This is a genomic window from Streptococcus sanguinis SK355, assembly GCF_000212855.1.
GTDB classification, from domain to species: domain Bacteria; phylum Bacillota; class Bacilli; order Lactobacillales; family Streptococcaceae; genus Streptococcus; species Streptococcus sanguinis_A.
This window is the reverse complement of the sequence record NZ_GL890993.1, coordinates 105,827-112,485: the sequence shown is the minus strand read 5'-3', so window position 1 is coordinate 112,485 and position 6,659 is coordinate 105,827. Positions and strand designations below refer to the sequence as shown.

Genomic DNA, 6,659 nt, shown 5'->3' with positions numbered 1-6,659 from the left:
TATCTATGCTATAATCTTAATTAAATCTAAAAATCTAAAAGATGGAGAAACCCATATGAAACAAAGTAAAGTCTTTGCGCTTGCAGGAGTGACTCTTCTTGCGGCTGGAATTCTTACAGCTTGCTCAGGCTCCAAGTCAAACACAAACTCAGGCAGCTCTACGACCTTTAATTATATCTACGAAACAGACCCTGAAAACTTGAACTATCTTACTTCAAGTAAGGCAGCTACTACAGACTTGACAGCCAATGTCATTGATGGTCTTTTAGAAAACGACCAATATGGGAACTTAGTTCCATCAATGGCAGAAGACTGGACTGTATCTCAAGATGGGAAGACTTATACTTATAAGCTTCGCAAAGATGCTAAGTGGTATACTTCCGAAGGTGAAGAGTACGCAGATGTGACAGCAGAAGACTTTGTTACAGGTCTTAAGTATGCGGCAGACAATAAATCTGAAACACTGTACTTGGTTCAGGATTCTGTCAAAGGGCTTAAGGACTATATTTCTGGGAAGATTGATTTCTCAGAAGTAGGGATCAAAGCAGTTGATGATCATACCGTTGAGTATACTCTTAATGAGCCAGAAAGTTTCTGGAACTCTAAGACTACAATGGGGATTCTCTACCCAGTAAACAAAGACTTTTTGGAAAATCAAGGCGATAAGTTCGCTCAAGCAACTGATCCTACAAGCTTGCTTTACAACGGACCTTTCTTGCTCAAATCATTGACTTCAAAATCTGAAATTCAATTTGAGAAGAATCCTAATTATTGGGACAAAGAAAATGTTCATGTAGATGCAGTTAAACTCTCTTTCTATGATGGACAAGATCAAGGGAAACTAGCTGATCAGTTCAGTCAAGGGGCTTTGACAACAGCTAGACTCTTCCCAACTAGTGCGACGTATGAAAAGGTTGAAAAAGACTTTAAAGATAATATCGTCTATACACCTCAAGATGCCTCAACTTTCTTGGTAGGTACAAACATTGATCGTCAGTCTTACAACCATACTGCTAAGACATCAGAAGCTCAAAAGACTTCAACTAAGAAAGCCTTGCTTAACAAGGACTTCCGTCAGGCTTTGACTTTTGCCTTCAATCGTGAGTCCTATGCATCTCAGATTAATGGTAAGGACGGAGCAGACAAACTTCTTCGTAACCTTTACATCCCACCTACATTTGTGCAAGCTGGTGACAAGTCCTTCGGTGACTTAGTTAAGGAAAAAGTCGTAACCTATGGCGACGAATGGAAAGATGTGGACTTCTCAGATGGCCAAGATGGATTCTATAACGAGAACAAAGCTAAGGCTGAATTTGATAAAGCAAAAGAAGCTTTGAAAGCCGATGGCGTAGAATTCCCAATCCATCTGGACATTCCTGTTGATCAAACAGCTACTTCTAAAGTACAGCGCGTTCAATCCCTCAAGCAGTCTATTGAAAAGACTTTGGGAACAGATAATGTTGTGATTGATGTTCACCAATTGTCTAAAGATGAAGTGACCAACATTACCTTATTTGCACCTTCTGCTGCTGAAGAAGACTGGGATATTTCAGACAATGTCGGTTGGTCTCCTGACTATCAAGACCCATCTACCTATCTGGATGTTATCAAACCTGGTGGTGAAAACACCAAGACCTTCTTAGGATTTGATGGCACAGATAATGCAGCAGCAAAACAAGTTGGTTTGGATGAATATACCAAACTAGTTGAAGAAGCTGGAGCAGAGAAGATGGATCTCAACAAGCGTTATGAAAAATATGCGGCTGCTCAGGCTTGGCTGACTGATAGTGCTTTGTTGATTCCGGTAACTTCTAGAACTGGCCGTCCAACCTTGACTAAGGTAGTACCATTCTCAGCACCGTTTGCTTGGTCTGGTGCTAAGGCGCGTGAAGCAGCAAGTTATAAGTACATGAAATTGCAGGACGAGCCTGTGACGACAAAAGATTATAATAGCGCTCAGGAAAAATGGAATAAAGAACGTGTAGAATCTAATAAAAAAGCTCAAGAAGAATTAGCAGACCACGTGAAATAAGCTTGCTAAGAGAACTTTCTCTAATAGAGGAGAAAGTTCTTTTGGAATTTAAAGGAAACGATAAATGAAAAAATATATTTTTATGCGTATCTTACGCTCGATTGTGTCGATTTTCTTGGTGACGACCCTGACTTATGCCATTATCTATACTATGGTACCAAGAAGGTTGATTTTCAAGCAGGATCCTAACTATAATAAAATAGCGACTAATAAAGATAAAAAAGCTAACTATGAAAACACCATCTTTGAGCGGATGGGCTACATTGACTATTACGATACTAAGGAACTGCAGGAGAAGGTTAGTAAGGAAGATTCTTCTGTTACAACAGAAGCTACAGAAGCAAACAAGAAGATTTATCAGAAGTATATTGATAAACTTGGCAATGGCTGGAAATTGCAGAAATTCCCACTGAGCGGAGAATTCTATGCTGTACGTGAAGTGCCTGTTTATGAGCGTGTCTTTGAGTTCTATGCTAATTTGATTCAAATTGATCATCCAAATGTTATTCAAGATGAGGAAAATCCAAACCTAGAGCGTTATATCCGGTTTGAAAATGATCCTTCTGTTGGCTGGTCTGTTGTGGGTTCTGGTACCAAGCATAAGTATCTGCTGTACTTTAATGGTCAGTTCCCATTTGTCCACCAGAACTTTATTACCTTTAATTTAGGTAATTCTTATCCAACCTATGCTAATATCCCTGTTCTGCAGGTTATTACACAGGGACAAGGGCAAACTAAGTCTTCTGAAGTTCAATTTCCAACAGGTAAAAAGACATCGTCTGTTAACATTTACTCTCGTACTTACAAGACGCCAAGCAAAGCCGATTCACAGGACATTGCTAAGTTTGGTAAGGGAGATGCCTATACAGCGACTCAAAGCAACTATCAAAATCCGTCCATGATTACCAGCTCAGCCATTATTGGTTTGATTGGTGTGGCCCTGTCTTATCTGATTGCTATTCCGCTCGGATCCTACATGGCTCGACTCAAGAATACATGGTTTGACAGTATTTCTACAGCTGGTTTGACCTTTATGATGTCACTGCCAACCATCGCCTTGGTCTACATTGTCCGTTTGGCAGGGTCTGCTCTTGGTCTTCCAGATTCCTTCCCAATCTTGGGAGCGGGAGATTGGCGTTCTTATGTCCTACCAGCTGTTATTCTAGGGCTTTTGAGTGCTCCTTGGACAGCTGTTTGGATTCGCCGGTATATGATTGACCTTCAGTCTCAGGACTTTGTCCGCTTTGCGCGTGCTAAGGGTCTCTCAGAAAAAGAAATTTCTAACAAGCACATCTTTAAAAACGCTATGGTACCGCTGGTATCTAGTATTCCAGCTTCAATCGTCGGAGTTATTGCGGGTGCAACCTTGACAGAAACAGTCTTTGCTTTCCCTGGTATGGGTAAGATGTTGATTGATTCCGTTAAGGCATCCAATAACTCTATGGTTGTTGGTCTTGTATTCATCTTCACATGTCTGTCTATCTTTGCCCTCTTGCTGGGTGATATTCTGATGACTGTACTGGACCCACGTATCAAATTAACATCAAAAGGAGGTAAATAATGGCTACAATTGATAAAAGCAAATTCCAATTTGTCAAACGTGACGATTTTGCCTCTGAAACGATTGATGCTCCAGCCTACTCTTACTGGAAATCAGTCATGCGTCAATTTCTGAAAAAGAAATCTACCATTACCATGCTGGGAATTCTAATTGCCATTATTCTCATGAGCTTCATTTACCCTATGTTTTCAAACTTCGACTTTAATGACGTGAGTAAGGTAAATGACTTTAGCATGCGTTATATCAAGCCAAGTGGTCAATACTGGTTTGGAACGGATAGTAATGGTAAGTCTCTCTTTGACGGTGTTTGGTTTGGTGCCCGTAACTCTATTCTCATTTCGATTATTGCGACGGTTATTAATCTGGCTATCGGAGTTATCATTGGCGGTATCTGGGGAATTTCCAAAACAGTTGACCGCGTCATGATGGAAGTCTACAATATCATTTCAAATATCCCAGCCCTCTTGATTGTCATTGTCTTGACCTACTCTATCGGTGCTGGTTTCTGGAATTTGATTTTTGCCATGACGATTACTGGTTGGGTCGGTATTGCCTACACTATCCGTGTGCAGATTATGCGCTATCGGGATTTGGAATACAACCTTGCCTCTCGTACCCTTGGTACACCGACTCTCAAGATTGTAACGAAGAACATTATGCCGCAGTTAGTATCTGTTATCGTGACTACCACTTCACAGATGCTGCCAAGCTTTATCTCTTACGAAGCCTTTCTATCCTTCTTTGGATTAGGGCTTCCTGTAACAGTGCCAAGTTTGGGACGCTTGATCTCAGATTATTCACAAAACGTGACGACCAATGCCTACCTCTTTTGGATTCCACTCACAACTCTGATTTTGGTATCCCTTACTTTCTTCGTAGTTGGTCAAAACTTAGCCGACGCCAGCGATCCACGTACACATAGATAGGAGTAAATATGACAAAGAATGAAAATGTAATATTGACTGCTCGCGATATTGTCGTGGAATTTGATGTTCGCGACCGAGTTTTAACAGCCATTCGCGGAGTCTCTCTGGATTTGATTGAAGGCGAAGTACTGGCTATTGTTGGTGAATCTGGTTCAGGTAAGTCTGTATTAACTAAGACTTTTACTGGTATGTTAGAAGAAAATGGCCGTGTAGCTAAAGGAACCATTGACTACCGCGGTAAAGATTTGACAACTCTTCGTAGTAACAAAGATTGGGAGCCGATTCGTGGTGCAAAAATTGCGACTATTTTCCAAGATCCGATGACGAGCTTGGATCCCATTAATACGATTGGGAGCCAAATTACAGAAGTCATAATCAAGCACCAAGGGAAATCAGCTAAAGAAGCTAAAAAAATGGCCATTGATTATATGAGTAAAGTCGGAATTCCAGATGCGGAAAAACGTTTTGAGGAATATCCCTTCCAATACTCAGGTGGTATGCGTCAGCGGATTGTTATTGCTATTGCCTTGGCTTGCCGTCCTGATATTCTTATCTGTGATGAGCCGACAACAGCCCTCGATGTAACTATTCAAGCGCAGATTATTGATTTGCTCAAATCCTTGCAGCAAGAATATCATTTCACAACCATCTTTATTACGCACGACCTTGGAGTTGTAGCTAGTATTGCAGATAAGGTTGCGGTCATGTATGCTGGTGAGATTATAGAATACGGTACAGTTGAAGAAATTTTCTACGAGCCAAAACATCCTTACACATGGAGCTTGCTATCCAGCTTGCCTCAGCTAGCAGATGCAAACGGTGCCCTTTACTCGATTCCTGGAACGCCACCGTCTCTTTATTCACCAATCAAAGGGGATGCCTTTGCTTTGCGCTCTGACTATGCCATGTCAATTGACTTTGAAGAAGCAGCGCCGGCTTTCAATGTGTCTGATACTCATTGGGCTAAGACTTGGTTGCTCCACGAAGACGCACCTAAGGTTAATAAACCAGAGATTATCGAAAACCTACATGAAAAAATTCGTTCAAAAATGGGCTTCAATCAATTAGAAGCTTAGGAGGAAGGAAATGACTGAAAAATTAGTTGAAATTAAAGATTTAGAAATTTCCTTCGGCGAAGGAAGTAAGAAATTTGTAGCAGTAAAAAATGCAAATTTCTTCATCAACAAGGGGGAAACTTTCTCTCTTGTAGGAGAATCAGGCTCTGGTAAGACTACTATTGGTCGAGCTATTATCGGACTTAATGATACCAGTGCAGGTGATATCTTCTATGAAGGCAAAAAGATTAATGGTAAAAAGTCAAAAGCAGAAGAAGCGGACTTGATTCGTAAGATTCAGATGATTTTCCAAGATCCAGCTGCCAGTCTGAATGAGCGTGCTACTGTTGATTACATCCTTTCTGAGGGTCTCTATAATTACCATTTATTTGACAGTGAAGAAGATCGTCAAAGAAAAGTCAAAGATATTATCAATGAAGTTGGCTTGTTGGCTGAGCATTTAACTCGCTATCCTCATGAATTCTCTGGTGGACAGCGTCAGCGGATTGGGATTGCTCGTGCTTTGGTCATGCAACCAGATTTCGTAATTGCAGATGAGCCTATCTCTGCCTTGGACGTGTCTGTTCGGGCTCAGGTTCTGAATCTATTGAAAAAATTCCAAAAAGAATTAGGCCTGACATATCTCTTTATTGCCCATGACCTTTCGGTAGTTCGTTTTATTTCTGATCGTATCGCCGTAATTTATAAAGGAGTCATTGTAGAAGTGGCGGAGACAGAGGAGTTGTTCAACCATCCTGTCCATCCCTACACACAATCCTTGCTCTCGGCTGTTCCAATCCCAGACCCAATCTTAGAGCGTAAAAAAGTATTGAAGGTCTATAATCCTGAACAGCACGATTATTCTGTTGATAAACCAGAAATGGCAGAGATTCGTCCAGGACACTACGTCTGGGCTAATAAAGCTGAACTCGAAAAGTATAAACAAGAACAAGAATAGAAAAAATGTCCGAAAGGGCATTTTTTTGCTCATTAAAAAAGATATAGAATGTAAGTCAATTGACCAGCCACAAAGGGAAGTAATATCATCCACTAACTTAAAAACAATAATTTTTTAAAAAATATTA

General features: G+C 40.7%; 5 protein-coding genes. All 5 read left to right on the top strand.

The window, feature by feature from the left end:
- Positions 1 to 55: 55 nt before the first annotated feature.
- The 5 genes from HMPREF9389_RS10660 (at position 56) to HMPREF9389_RS10680 (ending at position 6,532) form a co-directional block, all read left to right on the top strand.
- On the top strand, positions 56 to 2,032 hold the full coding sequence (locus HMPREF9389_RS10660; RefSeq protein WP_032906118.1) for a peptide ABC transporter substrate-binding protein: 1,977 nt from the start codon (positions 56 to 58) through the stop codon (positions 2,030 to 2,032).
- A 64-nt stretch (positions 2,033 to 2,096) separates the two neighbouring features.
- A complete protein-coding gene (locus HMPREF9389_RS10665) occupies positions 2,097 to 3,593 on the top strand; it encodes an ABC transporter permease (RefSeq protein WP_002927639.1) in 1,497 nt (498 codons plus the stop codon).
- Complete coding sequence (oppC, locus tag HMPREF9389_RS10670; protein ID WP_002927638.1) at positions 3,593 to 4,519, top strand: oligopeptide ABC transporter permease OppC; 927 nt, start codon at positions 3,593 to 3,595, stop codon at positions 4,517 to 4,519. The genes HMPREF9389_RS10665 and oppC overlap by 1 nt, the downstream gene beginning before the upstream one ends.
- A gap of 8 nt (positions 4,520 to 4,527) precedes the next feature.
- On the top strand, positions 4,528 to 5,595 hold the full coding sequence (locus HMPREF9389_RS10675; protein ID WP_002927637.1) for an ABC transporter ATP-binding protein: 1,068 nt from the start codon (positions 4,528 to 4,530) through the stop codon (positions 5,593 to 5,595).
- A gap of 10 nt (positions 5,596 to 5,605) precedes the next feature.
- Positions 5,606 to 6,532, top strand: coding sequence for an ATP-binding cassette domain-containing protein (locus HMPREF9389_RS10680; RefSeq protein ID WP_002927635.1), 927 nt, complete (start codon positions 5,606 to 5,608; stop codon positions 6,530 to 6,532).
- Positions 6,533 to 6,659: the final 127 nt, after the last annotated feature.

Coding starts and splice junctions, on each gene's coding strand:
- HMPREF9389_RS10675 (WP_002927637.1), top strand. CDS start 4,528: ATGACAAAGAATGAAAATGTAATATTGACTGCTCGCGATATTGTCGTG.
- HMPREF9389_RS10660 (WP_032906118.1), top strand. CDS start 56: ATGAAACAAAGTAAAGTCTTTGCGCTTGCAGGAGTGACTCTTCTTGCG.
- HMPREF9389_RS10665 (WP_002927639.1), top strand. CDS start 2,097: ATGAAAAAATATATTTTTATGCGTATCTTACGCTCGATTGTGTCGATT.
- HMPREF9389_RS10680 (WP_002927635.1), top strand. CDS start 5,606: ATGACTGAAAAATTAGTTGAAATTAAAGATTTAGAAATTTCCTTCGGC.
- oppC (WP_002927638.1), top strand. CDS start 3,593: ATGGCTACAATTGATAAAAGCAAATTCCAATTTGTCAAACGTGACGAT.